17 protein-coding genes are annotated in these 15,796 nt (G+C 35.6%); 3 read left to right on the top strand and 14 right to left on the bottom strand.

What is annotated here, in order from left to right; genetic code table 11:
- Nucleotides 1–43: 43 nt before the first annotated feature.
- The 9 genes from BMX24_RS06990 to BMX24_RS06950 form a co-directional block, all read right to left on the bottom strand.
- On the bottom strand, nt 44–418 hold the full coding sequence (locus BMX24_RS06990) for a four helix bundle protein (RefSeq protein WP_089791319.1): 375 nt from the start codon (nt 416–418) through the stop codon (nt 44–46).
- Between the two features lie 51 nt (nt 419–469).
- Entirely contained in the window at nt 470–1,648 is a 1,179-nt protein-coding gene (locus BMX24_RS06985) for a thiolase family protein (protein ID WP_089791318.1), read from the bottom strand.
- Between the two features lie 109 nt (nt 1,649–1,757).
- Entirely contained in the window at nt 1,758–2,222 is a 465-nt protein-coding gene (gene tnpA, locus BMX24_RS06980) for an IS200/IS605 family transposase (RefSeq protein WP_089792803.1), read from the bottom strand.
- A 100-nt stretch (nt 2,223–2,322) separates the two neighbouring features.
- Entirely contained in the window at nt 2,323–4,716 is a 2,394-nt protein-coding gene (locus BMX24_RS06975) for a 3-hydroxyacyl-CoA dehydrogenase/enoyl-CoA hydratase family protein (RefSeq protein ID WP_089791317.1), read from the bottom strand.
- Between the two features lie 118 nt (nt 4,717–4,834).
- Entirely contained in the window at nt 4,835–5,284 is a 450-nt protein-coding gene (locus BMX24_RS06970) for a MarR family winged helix-turn-helix transcriptional regulator (protein ID WP_089792801.1), read from the bottom strand.
- A 166-nt stretch (nt 5,285–5,450) separates the two neighbouring features.
- A complete protein-coding gene (locus tag BMX24_RS06965; protein WP_089791316.1) occupies nt 5,451–6,374 on the bottom strand; it encodes an ABC transporter ATP-binding protein in 924 nt (307 codons plus the stop codon).
- 94 nt (nt 6,375–6,468) lie between these two features.
- Entirely contained in the window at nt 6,469–6,846 is a 378-nt protein-coding gene (locus BMX24_RS06960) for a GxxExxY protein (RefSeq protein ID WP_089791315.1), read from the bottom strand.
- 224 nt (nt 6,847–7,070) lie between these two features.
- A complete protein-coding gene (locus BMX24_RS06955; RefSeq protein ID WP_170835669.1) occupies nt 7,071–8,042 on the bottom strand; it encodes a FecCD family ABC transporter permease in 972 nt (323 codons plus the stop codon).
- Between the two features lie 16 nt (nt 8,043–8,058).
- Nucleotides 8,059–8,607 (bottom strand): TlpA family protein disulfide reductase, encoded by a 549-nt coding sequence (locus BMX24_RS06950; protein WP_089791314.1) that lies wholly within the window; start codon nt 8,605–8,607, stop codon nt 8,059–8,061.
- A 31-nt stretch (nt 8,608–8,638) separates the two neighbouring features.
- Between BMX24_RS06950 and BMX24_RS06945 the strand changes: the two genes are divergently transcribed.
- Nucleotides 8,639–9,763, top strand: a complete 1,125-nt coding sequence (locus tag BMX24_RS06945; RefSeq protein ID WP_089791313.1) for an iron-sulfur cluster-binding domain-containing protein — start codon at nt 8,639–8,641, stop codon at nt 9,761–9,763.
- Nucleotides 9,760–10,377: a SanA/YdcF family protein gene (locus BMX24_RS06940; RefSeq protein WP_089791312.1), complete on the top strand. Its 618-nt coding sequence runs from the start codon at nt 9,760–9,762 to the stop codon at nt 10,375–10,377. The genes BMX24_RS06945 and BMX24_RS06940 overlap by 4 nt, the downstream gene beginning before the upstream one ends.
- On the opposite strand, the gene tamL is transcribed toward BMX24_RS06940, so the two are convergent.
- Nucleotides 10,374–12,971 carry a translocation and assembly module lipoprotein TamL gene (gene tamL / locus BMX24_RS06935; protein ID WP_089791311.1) on the bottom strand — a complete coding sequence of 866 codons (2,598 nt, stop codon included), beginning with the start codon at nt 12,969–12,971 and terminating at the stop codon, nt 10,374–10,376. The genes BMX24_RS06940 and tamL overlap by 4 nt on opposite strands.
- On the opposite strand from tamL, the gene BMX24_RS06930 reads away from it, so the two are divergent.
- Nucleotides 12,957–13,682, top strand: coding sequence for a TrmH family RNA methyltransferase (locus BMX24_RS06930; protein ID WP_089791310.1), 726 nt, complete (start codon nt 12,957–12,959; stop codon nt 13,680–13,682). The two genes, tamL and BMX24_RS06930, sit on opposite strands and share 15 nt — an antisense overlap.
- 77 nt (nt 13,683–13,759) lie before the next feature.
- On the opposite strand, the gene BMX24_RS06925 is transcribed toward BMX24_RS06930, so the two are convergent.
- The 4 genes from BMX24_RS06925 to cmk all read right to left on the bottom strand — a co-directional run bounded on the left by BMX24_RS06925 (nt 13,760) and on the right by cmk (nt 15,768).
- Entirely contained in the window at nt 13,760–14,257 is a 498-nt protein-coding gene (locus BMX24_RS06925) for a phosphoribosyl-ATP pyrophosphatase (RefSeq protein WP_089791309.1), read from the bottom strand.
- Nucleotides 14,258–14,261: 4 nt separating this feature from the next.
- Nucleotides 14,262–14,570 (bottom strand): phage holin family protein, encoded by a 309-nt coding sequence (locus BMX24_RS06920; RefSeq protein WP_089791308.1) that lies wholly within the window; start codon nt 14,568–14,570, stop codon nt 14,262–14,264.
- 79 nt (nt 14,571–14,649) lie between these two features.
- Nucleotides 14,650–14,997, bottom strand: coding sequence for a YtxH domain-containing protein (locus BMX24_RS06915; protein ID WP_089791307.1), 348 nt, complete (start codon nt 14,995–14,997; stop codon nt 14,650–14,652).
- Between the two features lie 96 nt (nt 14,998–15,093).
- The gene (gene cmk / locus BMX24_RS06910) at nt 15,094–15,768 is read right to left on the bottom strand and encodes a (d)CMP kinase (RefSeq protein WP_089791306.1); all 675 of its coding nucleotides are present in this window, start codon (nt 15,766–15,768) and stop codon (nt 15,094–15,096) included.
- Nucleotides 15,769–15,796: the final 28 nt, after the last annotated feature.

Here is a 15,796-nt window from a genome sequence, read left to right as displayed (position 1 = left end):
TGTAAAACTATATTTGATTGTCTATTTTTCATCAGTCTATGATCTATTCATCTGATCTGTTAAGCATATTCTGAAATACCATTGTTGCTCTTTGAAATTCTTCAATTTTACTTTCAAAGATTTCACACTTTTCATCAGATAAATATTTTCTGTGATTTGCTAACAATATTTGTGTTTGCAATTCAAAAGAAGAACCTAAAGAAATATCTAAAAAATGACTAAAAGACTTATTTGTTCTGCTTGATCCTTCAGCTATATTGGAAGGAATAGAGATTGAACATCGATCCATTTGGCTTTTCAAACCGTATTTTTCATAAGTTGAAAAAGTATCAGTAAGGTCTAATGTTAATTTTGATAATTCCATACTCATCTGCCAAATTTTAAGTTTTTTAAAATTGTGTCTTTTAAAATCATTCATCATTTCTTGTGTTTCTAATCTATTATCTATCTGTCTATTCTCTTATTGTCTTTAAAGAAGCTCAAAAATACTCGCTGCTCCTTGTCCTGTTCCCACGCACATTGAAACCATTCCGTATTTGTTTCCGCGTTTTCTCATTTCGTCAAGAAGCTGAACCGTTAATTTTGTTCCGGTACATCCAAGTGGGTGACCAAGAGCGATTGCACCGCCGTTTACATTTAAAATATCAGGATTTAAGCCTAATTCTTTTTTAATGGCAACAGATTGTGATGCGAATGCTTCATTTAATTCGATTAATTCAATATCTTTTAATTCTAAACCTGCCTGTTTCAAAGCTTTTGGAATGGCATAAATCGGTCCCATTCCCATGATTCTTGGTTCAAGACCTGCGGCTGCATAAGCCACCAATCTTGCTTCTGGCTCAAGACCTAATTCTTTTACCATTTCTTCGCTCATCACCATTACGAAAGCTGCCCCGTCACTCATTTGAGAAGAGTTTCCGGCAGTTACGCTTCCTCCGTTGGCGAAAACAGGTCTTAATTTTGCCAAACCAGCTAAAGAAGTATCTGCTCTCGGACCTTCATCCACTGAAAAGTCAAACTTTTTGGTCTGCATTTTCTGGTTTTCATCCAGGAAGTTATACTCAACAGGAATCGGAACAATCTGATTCTTAAATCTGCCTTCTGCATTGGCTTTTAAAGCTTTCATATGAGATTCAAAAGCGAACTGATCCTGTTCTTCTCTCGTGATATTGTACTGTTTTGCAACTTCTTCCGCAGTGTAACCCATTCCCCAGTAATAGTCAGGATTTGTTTTTGCCATATCCGTCTCAGGAACCGGTTTGTAACCTCCCATCGGAATGTAAGACATTGATTCTGTACCTCCTGCAATAATGCAATCGGCCATTCCTGCCTGAATTTTTGCAGAAGCAATCGCAATCGCCTCACTTCCTGATGCACAATATCTGTTGACCGTAACTCCGGGAACTTTGTCTGTATTTAGTCCCATCAAAGAGATCAAACGCGCCACGTTTAAGCCTTGTTCAGCTTCCGGCATCGCATTTCCTACGATAAGGTCATCGATTCTGTTTTTGTCTAATTGCGGAAGTTCAGCCATTAATTTTTCAATTACGGTTGCCGCCATTACATCGGGTCTCGTGAATCTTAAACTTCCTTTTGGAGCTTTTCCAACGGCAGTTCTGAAACCTTTTACTATATATGCTGTTTTCATATTTTTTATTGATTAATTTATTTTTTTGAGAGTTTTGCCTCGTAGAGGTAAACTGTTCATAGCTTTGTTTGTTTTGTTTTGCTTTGCGGAGCTCCGTAGGAGCGACCTGTTAATTTTCCATCCATTCAAATAAATATTTTGGATCGTATTCAATTTCAAATTTTTCCATAAAATCCAAATATTCTTCTTGAAATGTTTTCTTTTTATGATGTTCTTCCTGGTTTAAAATATACTTTACAACCGAATCAACACTGCTTTTAGAATAAGAGAATGCACCATAACCTTCCTGCCAGCTGAATTTTCCTTTTGTCCATCCTTTTTCATTAATGAACTTTGAAGAACCCGCTTTAATATCCCTTACCAAATCTGAAATTGAACCTGTCGGACTCATACTTACAAGAATGTGCACATGGTCAGGCATTGCAAAAACTGCGAATAATTTTTGATTTCTATTGGAAACAATACCTGCAATAAATTTATGTAATTCTTCTCTGTTTTCTTTTGAAATCAGGTTTTGTCTTCCTTTGACAGCGAAAACAATTTGAATATAAATTTGTGTGTACGTGTTTGCCATAAAATTAATGTGGTCGTCCATTATCAGGTCGCCTCTACGAGGCTCTAAAAAATTCGCTACTCGTTCTGCTATTAACAGTTCGCTCCTACGGAGCTCTCCATTAATTTCTCAAAGGTTTTCCATTTTGTAACATATACTGAATTCTCTCCAACGTTTTTCTCTCACCACAAAGCTGTAAGAATGTCTCTCTTTCAAGGTTCAATAAATATTGTTCGGTAACGACCGTTGGTTCAGAAAGATTTCCTCCGACCATGACGTTGGCTAATTTATCTGCAATTTTTTTGTCGTGTTCAGAGATATAATGTCCGGTTAACATCTGGTCAGTTCCTACGTAGAACATTCCCAAGGCATCTTTACCAAGAACTTTTACTTTCTGTTCGATCGGTTGAGTATAACCTTGCTCAGCTAATAATTTTGCAACCTTTTTAGCTTCTGCAATCTGTCTGTTTTTGCTTACGGAAACGATATCTTTACCTTTTTCAAGAATTCCCATATCGTAGGCTTCATAAGCGGAAGTGGCTACTTTACCCATTGCGATGTTCATGAAAGCTTCACGAAGCCTGTTGTTTTTAACATCATCACTGTGGAATTCTCTTGAAGTTCTCAACGTCAATTCTTTCGTTCCGCCACCGCCGGGAATTACACCAACTCCGGTTTCTACCAATCCGATGTACGTTTCTGCTGCGGCAACCACTCGGTCGGCATGCATGGTCATTTCGCAACCACCACCAAGGGTCATTCCGTGAGGAGCAACTACAACAGGAATAGAAGAGTAACGAACTCTCATCATCGATTTTTGGAAATAAGCGATCGCCATATTCAAATCATCCCAATCCTGTTCGATGGCCATCATTAAAATCATGGCTAAATTGGCTCCAACAGAGAAATTTGTGCCTTGATTTCCAATCACTAAACCGTCGTATTCTTTTTCCGCTAAATCAATCGCTCTATTTAATCCGTCCAACACCTCACCTCCAAGAGAATTCATTTTAGAACGAATCTCGAAGTTGATAATTCCGTCGCCTAAATTTTCAATCGCAGCTCCTGAATTACTCCAAAGTGTTTTATTTTTTCTGATATTATCTAAAATAATGAAGGCATCCTGTCCAGGAATTTTGTTGTATTCACCGGAGTTTTTATCAACATAAATGCTTTGTCCTTCATCATTAACTTTATAGAAAGTTTCCACATTTTTCACCCAGTCTGAAACTTCATAACCGGCTTCCTTAGCCAATTCGATACCTTTCTGAACGCCGACAGCATCCCAGATTTCAAACGGACCGTTTTCCCAACCGAAACCTGCTCTCATCGCATCATCGATTTTGTACACTTCATCAGAAATTTCAGGAACTTTATGCGAAACATAAGCGAATAATGCGCCTAAAGATTTTCTGTAAAGCTCTCCGGCTTTATCTTTCCCACCAATTAAAACTTTAAATCTGTCAATCGGCTTGTCAATATTTTTAGTTAATTCTAAAGTCGGGAAAGAAGATTTCCCTTGAAGTTCGTATTCCAACGTATCAAGATTCAATCCGTGGATTTCAGATTTTCCTTCTGCATTTTTCACTTTTTTGTAGAAACCCTGTTCAGTTTTAGAACCCAACCATTTATTATCAACCATTTTCTGGATGTAGTCAGGAAGAGCAAAAACATCGTTGAAATCATTCGCTTCAGCACCGCTTTGACGAACGCCGTTTGCCACCATCACCAATGTATCCAACCCAACAACATCCGCCGTTCTGAATGTCGCAGATTTCGGACGACCGATCACAGGACCCGTTAATTTATCAACTTCCGAAACGGTTAAACCTAACTTCTGAACATTATGAAGTAAATCCATCATCGAGAAAACTCCAATTCTGTTAGCGATGAATGCAGGAGTATCTTTTGCTAAAACGGTTGTTTTTCCCAAGAATTTCGCTCCGTAATTCATATAGAAATCAATGATTTCCGGTAGCGTATCGTTGGTTGGAATAATCTCTAAAAGAGGAAGATATCTTACAGGATTAAAGAAGTGTGTTCCTGCAAAATAATGCTTGAAATCTTCGCTTCTTCCTTCCGTTAAAAGATGAATCGGAATTCCTGATGTATTAGAAGAAATCAGTGTTCCGGGTTTCCTGAACTGCTCAATTTTTTCGTAAACAGATTTTTTGATGTCGAGTCTTTCAACCACCACTTCAATAATCCAGTCTGTATTTTTTATTTTCGGTAAATCATCATCAAAGTTTCCGATTGTTATTCTATCTGCGAATTTCGGCGAATAGAGTAGCGCCGGACTGGCTTTTTTCAGTTTTTCAAAGTTTTCAGAAGCGATTCTGTTTCTTACCGCTTTATCATCTTTGGTCAAACCTTTTTTCTGCTCTGCTTCAGTCAGTTCAAAAGGAACGATATCCAGCAACGAAACTTCTACACCAATATTGGCAAAGTGCGCTGCAATACCGCTTCCCATAATTCCTGAACCAAGAACCGTAACGTGTTTGATTCTTCTTTTCATTTGATTTATTATTATGTAATTGTTTTTAATTTTTTGTTATTCTGAATTAAATAAAGTGCAATCAAGAATTTCGTATAAAATTTTAATTAATTCTTCCTTCAGAATAGTATCGCAAGATTTATTTTCTGTTATTTAAATCTGTAGCGATTTTCATGATCTCGGTCATGACTTCCTTGAAAGTTTCCAGCTTTTCCGGCGCAATTTTTTCCATAACTCTTTTGTTGAAATTCACAACAACTTCTTTAGAAAGATTCCTGGAATTCAGACCTTTATCTGTAAGCTTAATAATCACTTCCCGTTTATCGGTAGTCGTTTTTTCCTTATAGATATATCCGTTGTCTTCCAGAAGCTTGATAATTCTTGTAAGAGAGGTTGGTTCTATGGCCATTTTAGGACCAAGGTTTGTACTTCTTGTTCCTTCTTTAGGATCTATTTTAAGAAGAGTAAGAGCCTGAACAGCCGTAGAATCGTGTTCCTGAGCCAATTCTGTGTACATTTTGGAAACAGCTAACCAAGTCTGTTTTAAAATTAAATCTACGTTTTCTATTTTGTCCTTATTATTATCCATCATTTTTTTAGGGAATGGTTTTATTCAAATTTAGTAAATATTATGCATGCATAGTATTTATTAATGTTAAAATTTGTTAATACACTGATAATAAAAGGATTAAATTGTATGATTTGCATAATACTATGCATGCATAGTATATGAAATATCTAACTAAAAACGGGTATTAGTAAATGGTTTTCACGAAATTAATGATTTCTCCAAAAGATTCGCATTGTTGTTTGATCGAATCGTTTGAAATTAACCAAAAGTCGTTTTGAAATTCAAAATTGAATGAAGAAAGGTCTTTATTGATGTTTTTTTGAAGTAAAGAATACAGCATTTCTTTATAAAAATCTGGTGCGATAATTTTTGGAGCTACGAAATTTTCATTCATCTGAAATAGGGAAGGATTCATCAGTTCATCATGCTGAAGCAAAACATCCTCCACCATCCCAGAATACAATTGGCTGTCTTTAACATACCATATTTTATCTGCAAATTCTTTTGCCAGACGCCAGTCGTGGGACGAAAAAAGGATCAGTTTATTTTGTTCCTGAGCCAGTTTTCGGAGTGTTTTTAAAATAATTATTTTATTTTTTTCATCCAAATGCGTTGTCGGCTCATCAAGGATAATAATGGGAGAATTTTGCGTTAAAGCTCGTCCGATAAACGCTTTCTGAAGATTTCCATCAGAAAGATTTCTCAATAAAGTATGCTTGTATTGATCTAAATCCAAAGCCGTGATGATCTCCGAAACTTCTTCTCTGTCTTCTTTTTTAAGCTCAAAATAGAAAGGATAATAAATATATTTACCCAGCGAAATCAGGTCTTCCACTGTATAATTCTGAGGAATAACTGATTTTGAAAAGACAACCGCAATGTTTTCTGCAATTTCTTTAACGGAAAGATTTTTTACATTTTTATCGTTAATGAAAATTTCTCCGCCTAAAACAGGAATTTGATGTAAAATCGATTTAATTAATGTCGTTTTCCCGACACCATTGTTACCAATCAGTAAGCATACTTCTCCTAAGTTCAAATTTGTATTTATATTTGAAATTAAGCTTTTGTTGTAGCCGATGTTTGCCTGGTTGATTTGTAGGTGCATTTTGTTGGTTTTCGCAAAGACGCAAAATTAATTTACAAAAATAGTGTTTTAAGGCGCAAGGAATTTGACTTTGTCAAATTTTCACACGTTTAAATTATAAAAAGTTTACAATTCTTGTTACTCCATTTTTGAAAACATCAGATTGAAAATTTAATAATAATCCTAATTTACAATTTGTCATCTTTAAATAAGTTAGAAGTTGAGCTTTATGTATGGAATTAATATATTCGACTGTTTTAATTTCTAAAATTAATTTGTTTTCGACAATCATATCTAATCTGAATGCATTTTCAATTTTTAATTCCTCATATACTATTGGAAGTAATTTCTGTTTTTCTACTAAAAGTCCAACTTTTGTTAGTTCATAGAATAAACATTCTTCATAAACATATTCAAATAATCCTGCTCCTAATTTTTTGTGAATTTTTAACCCTGTCTCAAAGACAATCTTTGATAATTCATTTTCTGTCATTCGTGTTGTGTTTTTTTATATTTTGTTGGTTTTTCGCAAAGACGCAAAGATTTCTAATTTTATACTGTTTTTAAGGCGCAAGAAAATCAAAAATTTTCAGCAAGTGTTGTGCCGTATTAACTCTGTAATAATTCTCGTTACTAAATTTTATCAAAGATAAAATCCTTGCGCCTTAAGACGTAAAATTATAAAAATAACTTTGCGCCTTTGCGAAAAACCAACAACTAAACTTTATTCTGTTTCAAAAGCATCATCAAAATCACAGGAATTCCAAAGATTGAACTTATCACATTCAACGGAACTTGCGTTTTTTCTGCAACGATGGAAAACAACAACATGATCAGCATTCCTAAAAACATATTCAGAATCCATTGCTGCCACAGTTTAGCAGGATTATAAATTAACCTACAAAAATGCGGAACAATAATTCCGATGAATAAAATTGGGCCTAAAAAAGCCGTAATCGATGCAGAAAGCAGGGAAGAGGCTGCAATAATTAAAAATTTTAACCGATTCAGATTAACTCCCAGACTTTGGGCATATGAATTTCCTAAGGAATTTCCGATAAGCGGTTTGATGGTTTTAAAACAAATAAATGATCCTGTCAACACCAAAATTGTCAATACATAAATCTGATTTCTTGAAACCATATTATTAGCTCCAAAAGACCATAAAATATAGTTTTTCAAGCTCTGATTTTCTGCATAAAACTGAAGCAGGGAAACAATCGCTCCCGCAAAAGCCGAGACCAAAAATCCGAAAATAATTAAGTACGATTTGTCCTGGAATTTATTAGACATCGATAGTAAAACCAGCATCAGCAAAAAACTTCCACCAATTGCCGCAAAACTTAAAAAGCTGTTTTGAAGTAAATCCGGAAGGGTGATGTTATATGAAAAAAATATATAAAATGCCACCGACAAACTCGCCACAGAAGTGATTCCTAAAATATCCGGGCCGGCTAAAGGATTCTGAAAATATTCCTGCATCAGGAAACCGGAAGTCGGAATGGAAATTCCCGCCAAAAGCATGACTAATACACGGTTTATACGAATTTCAGCAATCTGGCTATTGGATGATTCTGTAAAAAAATCCTGAAGATGTAAATTTAAAAATCCTGTGTTCAGGTTAAAAACCGCGGTCAGAATAATCGCGATCAGCAACAGTAAACACAGGATTTTAAATTTTTTTGACATTATAATAGTCTGAAGCCTATTGTAAAAGAGCATTAATTTTCTCGTTAAGCTGCTCTTCACTTATCATTCCCAACGTTTCGTCAGTTTTATCACCTTTTCTCATGAAAGTAAAAGGAATCGCACCGCCGTCCCACTGCTTAAAATTATTTTTGAAAAAATTTCCATCCAAAAGCTGTCCGTCTAACAGAACCGTTTGATTACGAATTCCCTGTTCATCGACAAAACGAGGAACTTCAGAATTCCAGACTTCTTTTTGGTCTAAACTCACGAATGTAATTTTTACAGGTTTTCCGTTCAGTTCCTGAATTTTATTTTTAAAATGTGGAATTTCTCTTACACAAGGTCCGCACCAGGTTGCAAAGAAATTGGTGACGTATAAAGTGTCATTTTTTTTATTTAAAAATTCGGAAGCCTGTTGTGGAGTCACCATTTTCAGGGCAGCGGCTATCGGAGCAGGTGTCGATATAGAATCTGATGCAGCCGTATTCTCTTCAATTTTTTGATTTTCTTTCTTACAGCTTGCCAATGTAAACACCACCAACGTGGATAAAATTATCTTCTTCATAATTATTTTTTATCTATTTTTGAATTGAAGTATGGAACAACAAATCTATAAGGGGAAACTAACGCAGTTTCACTGGCTAAAAATAACGAAAAAGGAAGAACTGACCAAAAATACTTTTTCTCTCGAATTCGAGATTCCTGAGAATTTGAAAGAAAATTTTAAGTTTGATGCAGGCCAGTTTGTAAGTGTAAAATTTCAATCAAATGGGGTAGATGTCATTAATGATTATTCAATGACTTCGGCTCCGTATGAACAAAAGATTGCATTGGGAATAAAAGTGAATTCTCCTGATGGCCCGACTTCCCATTTGATTAAAAATTATAATATTGGAGATCATTTATTGGTAAGCGAACCCAGCGGTAGATTTACAATAGTTTCCAAACCCAGCGAGTTCCGGACAATTGTAGGCTTTGCAGCGGGGATAGGAATTACCCCGATTTTAAGTCACTTCAAAAATATTCTTTATAACGAACCCAGAACCAGGCTGTTTTTATTCTACGGAAATAAAACTTATGAGGATTTAATTTACAGAGAAGAATTAGATAATCTGGCTAGAAACTGCGGCGAAAGGCTCCAGATTTTTTACTTTTTTTCCCAGGAAAAAACTTCTAACAGTTTCTTTCATGGTAGATTGGATGATAAAAAATTAGGTTTAATAATTAATCAGATTCTACATTTAGATGATACCGATGAAGAATCTACTATCTGGGATGCTGTGGATGAAGTATTGATTTGCGGAAAAGGAGAGATGATAAAAACGCTTGCTAATGCTTGTTATCATCATGGTATTCCAAAGAAAAATATTCACTTTGAGCTTTTTGAAGAATATAATGACGATATTTATCCTATTGAAAAAGAGTTTCCGTTGATTGAAAATATTGAAGTTGAATTTAAAATGTTGGGAAAAGAATATCGTACAGAGCTTCCCGACAATAAAGAAAAACTGCTTCAGCAATTATTGATTCAAAATTTTTCGGTTCCTTATTCCTGTAAATCAGGTATTTGCGGAAGCTGTGAATGTATTTTGGAAGAAGGCGAAGTGGAGCTGCTGGAAAATGAATATTTAACGGAAAGAGAAGAAAGAAAACATCATATATTGGCTTGTATGTCAATTCCTAAAAGCAAAAAAATAAAGCTTAACTTTGATTTAAGTTGAGAATCGTAAAAAACATATTTAACCTTACATTTATATCAGTAGAAATAGGAATTCTGTTGATATGTCTCGCTAATGCATGGGTTTTTGCCCTTACAGACGGCAGAACGTATACGAAAATTTCAAAAATCCCGCCCCGTGAAGTTGCCCTTGTGTTGGGAACTTCCCCGAAAATGAGATCGGGACAGTCGAATCCGTATTTTACCAAAAGAATGGATGCCACTGCGCTTCTTTACCATCACGGAAAAATCAAAAAAATCATTGTAAGCGGCGAGAAAAGCAAGGGATACGACGAGCCTGCAGCCATGAAAAATTATCTTATTTATCAGGAAGGGGTGCCCGAAGACATCATCATCGAAGATCCGAGAGGTTTTAATACTTATAAAAGCATTCTGCGTTGTAAAGATGTTTATAAAAAAGATAATGTGATCATTGTTTCACAGGGCTTTCACAATCTTCGTGCCCTGCTTTTTGCAAGGAACAACAATATGAATGCCCTGGGTTTTGATGCACAGGATGTGATGAAGCCCGAAAGCTATTACAGAAACCAGTTCAGGGAAATTTTGGCCAGAACCGTTGCTGTGGTATATTTTGCTCTGGGAATCTCCCCGGATTAGAACGGATAACCGAACGCAATATTCAATGTAGGTTTGAATGGCTGAAAATATTTCAGTCTCCATCTGTCGCCTTCCGGTTTGTTCGGATCATACATTTTATAGGCTAAGTCCAGTCTTAATGTAATATAAGCCACATTTACCCTTAATCCAAATCCACTACCGACACCAACCTGACTTAGAAATTTATTAAATTTAAACTCATCTCCGTAACCGTCATTATAATTTTTCAAGCTCCATGTGTTACCGATATCCGTGAAAAGCGCGCCTTCATACATATCGTTGAAAGGAACCCTGAATTCTATATTGGTTGTTAGTTTCAAATTGTCTGTCATGTATGTACGAACCCTCTCATCAACCTGAGAATCAGCAGGTCCCAGTCCTCCAAAAGCTACCCAAGCCCTGATATCATTAGATCCACCATTAAAATAAGACCTGATTACCGGCATATTCGAAGAGTTTCCGTAAGGAATTCCGACACCGACAAACTGCCGAAGAACAAGTGTATTTTTGCTGAATTTAAAATACTTTCTTACATCAAAATCAAATTTTACAAATTGTGCATAAGGAATCCCGAAGATGGTTCTTTCCGGGCTTGTTACAATTCCCCCATCATTTCTTTTCTGATTAAAAATGCTGAAAATATTTCCTGCTAATTCTACTTTCCCGTTAAAATAGAAAGCATTTGGATAATCTTTTTTTCCAATTTCATTATAAACAAAATTATAAATTAATGAAGAAATCAAGACATCCTGAGTCTGTCGGTCTTTATTTACCAACGTTCCGATAAACGCTGTATAACGATCGATACCCGCTTGATCTAAGCCTTGCTGATAATCCAAATCCTCCGTGATTCGCTGTGAAACCTGGTCGATAGTCAATTGCCCGGAGCTAAACTGTTGAGCAATATTAGGTCTAACTAAAAAATAATTATCAAAAATTTCCTGTCTGATCTCATTGTCATTGACGAAGTAATCATAATAGGCATCTTTATTTTTAGTTAAACTCAGCTGTGTATTGAAAATAGTAAGCCTGTGGGAAACTTTATCGTTTACGGTTGCGAGATAATTTAAACCTGTATTAAAATTCACCCTTCCCAAACCGATATTGTTCTGAACTGAAGCTCCTAAAACAATCGATGAAGTAGGGCTGTATCTTTTTGGTAATAGTTTATAATAATCAAATGGCAGCAGTAGTCTTGGGAAATTAAGTGAAGCCTGAGCTGATAACTCATACGCTAAAACCCTTTTGCTGATATCTTTTGTACTTCTGATCGAGCCAAATGTCCCTGAAAGACTGGTAGAAAGGTTTTCTGCCCCTCCAAAAATATTTCTTGTCGTCAAATCAACCGAAGGTGAAATCCCTAAGTTCAGGACCTGCGAATAATTAATATCCGTTCCCACTTTTAATTCATATTTCGGAAGCGGTTTCAAAATATACATGACATCCACAATACTGTCATTGGGAATAGTTCCTCCACCATGTCTTAAAGAATCCCTTGCTTTAAGAATACTGAAGTTGTTCATAGACAATATGTTCCTTTTTGTAAGATCAAGCTTTTTCTGATCATAAACCTGTTTGGGTCCAACAGTAATAGCTCTCCAGATGGCACGATCCTTATACTGATTATTCACTTTATGAAATCTGATTCCGCGAAGGCTGTCTTTCGTTGTATTTTTGGGATAATCATTCATTTCATCCACAATCGCAACATCTATATTTCCGATAGTTGCCATTTTATAAGGAGTATCGAGAGAATCTTTGTGGATTTCCAGTGTTAAAGGAACCTGTTTTCTACTTTTAAGAGAATCGGCCACGAAATAAATTTCATCTCCAAGGCTGTTAAACTTATAGTAACCGTAGTCTCTCATCAGGTCATTGATTCTGGTCACTTCTTTTTCAAGGACTGTCTGATCAAGGATTTGCCCTTGTCTCACCAGACTCTCATGAAGTTTTTGCTGATAAATATTTTTAACCTTAGGATCGGTAATATTGTAATAATATTCTTTAATATAAGTAGGATCTTTGTGAGTAATGAAATAGGTAACGGCTGCTTTTTTCGCAGCTGAGTCCAGATCATGCTTAAATTTCACTTCAGCATCCCAATATCCACGATATGTTAATCTTTTTTCAATAGATTCTGCACCTTTTTCCGTTTTGGTCTGATCCAGAATGACGGGAGCGGAACCCCAGCTGTGATACAATCTGTCGAAAAACAGGCTTTTTCCGACACTGCTTTTCATATTATATTTAATGAATAGAGAGTCTCTTAATTTTTGATCTCTTAATTCATTAGGATACGTCATGTATTCATTCAGAAGGGTATCGTATTTCGGGTTTGCAGCGTTGTAGAGCCACAAACTCAAAGGCATGAACAGAAACTGTCTTTTATTCGGTTTTTGTTGTACGTAGCCTTTCAGCTCACTGTCGAAAGGTTCTTTTTTATCTTCAAATTCAAAATTGTTTTTTACAAGCAGGTATTCGCCGTCCGGAACTTTTTTAGTCGTACTGCATGCATAAAGGAAACCAACAAATGTTGCAAATGAGATAATTTTATAATACTTTTGAGGAGAATTCTTATAATGCTTACAGCTCATACAATAAAAGTTTTACAGTCTTTAGATAAAAAGAAGTTCAGACAAAAATACAATTTGTTTTTGGTTGAAGGTAATAAAATCATTTGTGAACTTTACAATTCTAACTTTAAAATTAAAGAAATATTTTCTACCGATCCGCAAAAATTAGGCCGTTCGGATGTACCGGTTACTCATATCTCTGAGAATGAGTTGAAAAAAATTAGTTTTTTGCAACATCCGAAAGATTCTGTGGCTGTTTGCCATATCAATACGGAAAAAAAATCGGAAGACAAAAATATTCAATTGATTCTTGACGGAATTCAGGATCCGGGAAATCTCGGGACGATCATCAGACTGGCAGACTGGTTCGGAATCGAGCAGATTATCTGCAGTGAAGATACTGTGGATTTCTACAATCCTAAGGTAATTCAGGCAACGATGGGGTCTTTTACAAGGGTGAATATCGTTTATACCAATTTAGTCGAATACCTTTCCAAAACAGAAAATGTAAATATAGGAACGGATATGGAAGGGGAGAATATTTATACTTTTCAAAAACCTGAAAAAATTAATTTAATTCTTGGGAATGAAGGCAACGGGATGCGTCCGGAAACGGAAGAACTTCTTCAAAAAAGCATAATGATCCCTAGATTCGGAAAATCGCAATCTACAGAAAGCCTGAATGTTTCTATGGCGGCGGGAATTATTTTGGGACAACTCTTCCGAGTTTGAGTGTAATAGGGTTTTAGAGTGGGAGTGTTTGAGTTTTTTCAACCCTAAAACTCTCCGACTCTAAAACTCCAAAACAATTAGATAAGCTGTTCCATACTCGAAACACTTTTATTTTTCTGATAATTTTCCAGTTTCTTCCTGATGAATTTCAATGCGATAGGAGCCAGGTAAATCAAGGCAGCACCCAGAACTTTCTTTTTCCAGTTTGAGCTGCTCATGTTTTTCTTGGCATAATTTCCTACGATTGCCGTTACACCTAATTTTATCAGCGCATCCATTGCATTTCCTTTGAATGCGGAATTGGCAATGCCCATCGCTGTATTTTTATTGATGAATGCATCCTTTATTTCAGTTGTAATCTGTTTTGCGATGACATCTTTTCTGAGAACAACTTTTTCTTCACCGTCATCGTCTACTTTCTCCTGCAGATACTGATCTGTCAAACCATTGGTAAATGCACTCAAACTTTCTTTTGTATTTTTGAATGTAAGAAGATCTTCCAAACCGTCGATTTCTTCTTTCAACAATTTTTTCTTTCTTCTCAGTTCCTCTAAGCTCTCATACTTTCTGCCCATAGTTTTAATGATTTAAAAATTTAATAACCTGATCTGCGACATAGTTTACGATTCTCTTTTTAAAGATAACAACAAGAATCATTATTAAAAGATAAAAAGCCGCAACAATAAGGAATCCATAGGAATGATCGCCCAAAGCTCTTCCTATAAGGAACGCAATTCCGAAATTGAACAGAATAATGAAAAAACCAAAGGCTACAAGCAATACGACAAAATAAGTAATCATTCCGGCTGAAAGGGAAGACTTTTCGGTAGCTTCAATTTTCAGGAGATCGATTCTCTTCGACGCATATTCTTTAATAGTTTCAATCATTGTTTTTTTTTAAAGTTACAAAAAAAGGAACTTTCATGTATAAAGTTCCTTCTCATAATTTACCTAAAAAATAAATTATTTATTTTTTTAGATCATTCAGTTCAGATTCTACATTTTTTACTACATCTGCAGTCTTAGAAACGATCTGATCTTTGTATTTGTCGTATCCGTCTTTTACCGTATGAGCAACGCTGCTCGCTGTTTCTTTGAAAGTAGAAGAGATATTGCTATACTGATCTTTTACTTTTTCAGAAACTTCTCCGTATTTGTTTTTAGCCTGATCTTTAAGATCATTAGCCTTATTTTTTATCTTCTTTCTAGTTTCCTTACCTTCTTCCGGAGCATAAAGCATTCCTAAAATTACACCTGCTGCAGCACCTGCAAGAAGTCCTGCCAAAATACCCGCTGTATTGTTTTTTCTAGACATTTTTCGTTTTTTTTAATAGTTAAATAATATTAGTTTTTACTGTATTAATGCGTACAATTAGCATACCAAAGGGGCAAAATATCCTATTAAAAAATGTTAAATATTTTGGATATGAGATAAAATGCTTTCGATGGTTTCCTGTTTGGTAAGATGGGTATTGTCGATCACGATGGCGTCTTCAGCCTGCTTCAATGGGGCGATTTCCCGCTCACTATCAATCTTATCGCGTTCTATCAGGTTTTCTTTTACCTGTTGTTCATCAGCCTCGATTCCTAAAGAAATCAGCTCATTGTAGCGTCTTTTTGTTCTTTCGTCAATACTTGCTGTCAGGAAAAATTTGTAGTCCGCATTTGGCAGAACTACTGTCCCTATGTCACGTCCGTCCATGATAATGCCGCCTTTTTCTGCCAAAGAGCGTTGAGAATGCAATAAAAAATCTCTTACTTCCTTTTGTTTTGCGACAAAACTTACATTATCAGAAACCTCGTTGGTACGGATGGCTTTTGAAATATCGATATGATTAAGGAAAAGAATTAATTCTCCATGATCATTTTTAAACTCCAGTTCGATCTGGTCAAATGACGAAAACAAGTGATCGAGATTAATAGAACCATCTTCATTAAGGCAATTCTGAAGCGCAAACCAAGTTACTCCTCTGTAAAGTGCACCTGTATCCAGATGAATAAGTCCCAGCTTTTCGGCGATGACTTTAGATATTGAACTTTTTCCGGTAGACGAGTACCCGTCGATAGCGATTACAGGTTTTTTCATACTGCAAATTTCAAGAAATTTTCTTAAA

It is taken from the genome of Chryseobacterium wanjuense (assembly GCF_900111495.1).
Classification (GTDB): Bacteria; Bacteroidota; Bacteroidia; order Flavobacteriales; family Weeksellaceae; genus Chryseobacterium; species Chryseobacterium wanjuense.
The sequence above is the reverse complement of the archived record's forward strand: the minus strand, read 5'-3'. Positions and strand labels throughout refer to the sequence as shown.

Bases quoted from the DNA above. Each gene is read 5' to 3' on its own strand.
- cmk (WP_089791306.1), bottom strand. From the start codon at position 15,768: ATGAAAAAACCTGTAATCGCTATCGACGGGTACTCGTCTACCGGAAAA.
- BMX24_RS06970 (WP_089792801.1), bottom strand. From the start codon at position 5,284: ATGGATAATAATAAGGACAAAATAGAAAACGTAGATTTAATTTTAAAA.
- BMX24_RS06925 (WP_089791309.1), bottom strand. From the start codon at position 14,257: ATGGGCAGAAAGTATGAGAGCTTAGAGGAACTGAGAAGAAAGAAAAAA.
- BMX24_RS06915 (WP_089791307.1), bottom strand. From the start codon at position 14,997: ATGTCTAGAAAAAACAATACAGCGGGTATTTTGGCAGGACTTCTTGCA.
- BMX24_RS06945 (WP_089791313.1), top strand. From the start codon at position 8,639: ATGGAACAACAAATCTATAAGGGGAAACTAACGCAGTTTCACTGGCTA.
- tnpA (WP_089792803.1), bottom strand. From the start codon at position 2,222: ATGGCAAACACGTACACACAAATTTATATTCAAATTGTTTTCGCTGTC.
- BMX24_RS06930 (WP_089791310.1), top strand. From the start codon at position 12,957: ATGCTTACAGCTCATACAATAAAAGTTTTACAGTCTTTAGATAAAAAG.
- BMX24_RS06955 (WP_170835669.1), bottom strand. From the start codon at position 8,042: ATGTCAAAAAAATTTAAAATCCTGTGTTTACTGTTGCTGATCGCGATT.
- BMX24_RS06950 (WP_089791314.1), bottom strand. From the start codon at position 8,607: ATGAAGAAGATAATTTTATCCACGTTGGTGGTGTTTACATTGGCAAGC.
- BMX24_RS06965 (WP_089791316.1), bottom strand. From the start codon at position 6,374: ATGCACCTACAAATCAACCAGGCAAACATCGGCTACAACAAAAGCTTA.
- BMX24_RS06960 (WP_089791315.1), bottom strand. From the start codon at position 6,846: ATGACAGAAAATGAATTATCAAAGATTGTCTTTGAGACAGGGTTAAAA.
- BMX24_RS06920 (WP_089791308.1), bottom strand. From the start codon at position 14,570: ATGATTGAAACTATTAAAGAATATGCGTCGAAGAGAATCGATCTCCTG.
- BMX24_RS06975 (WP_089791317.1), bottom strand. From the start codon at position 4,716: ATGAAAAGAAGAATCAAACACGTTACGGTTCTTGGTTCAGGAATTATG.
- tamL (WP_089791311.1), bottom strand. From the start codon at position 12,971: ATGAGCTGTAAGCATTATAAGAATTCTCCTCAAAAGTATTATAAAATT.
- BMX24_RS06990 (WP_089791319.1), bottom strand. From the start codon at position 418: ATGAATGATTTTAAAAGACACAATTTTAAAAAACTTAAAATTTGGCAG.
- BMX24_RS06985 (WP_089791318.1), bottom strand. From the start codon at position 1,648: ATGAAAACAGCATATATAGTAAAAGGTTTCAGAACTGCCGTTGGAAAA.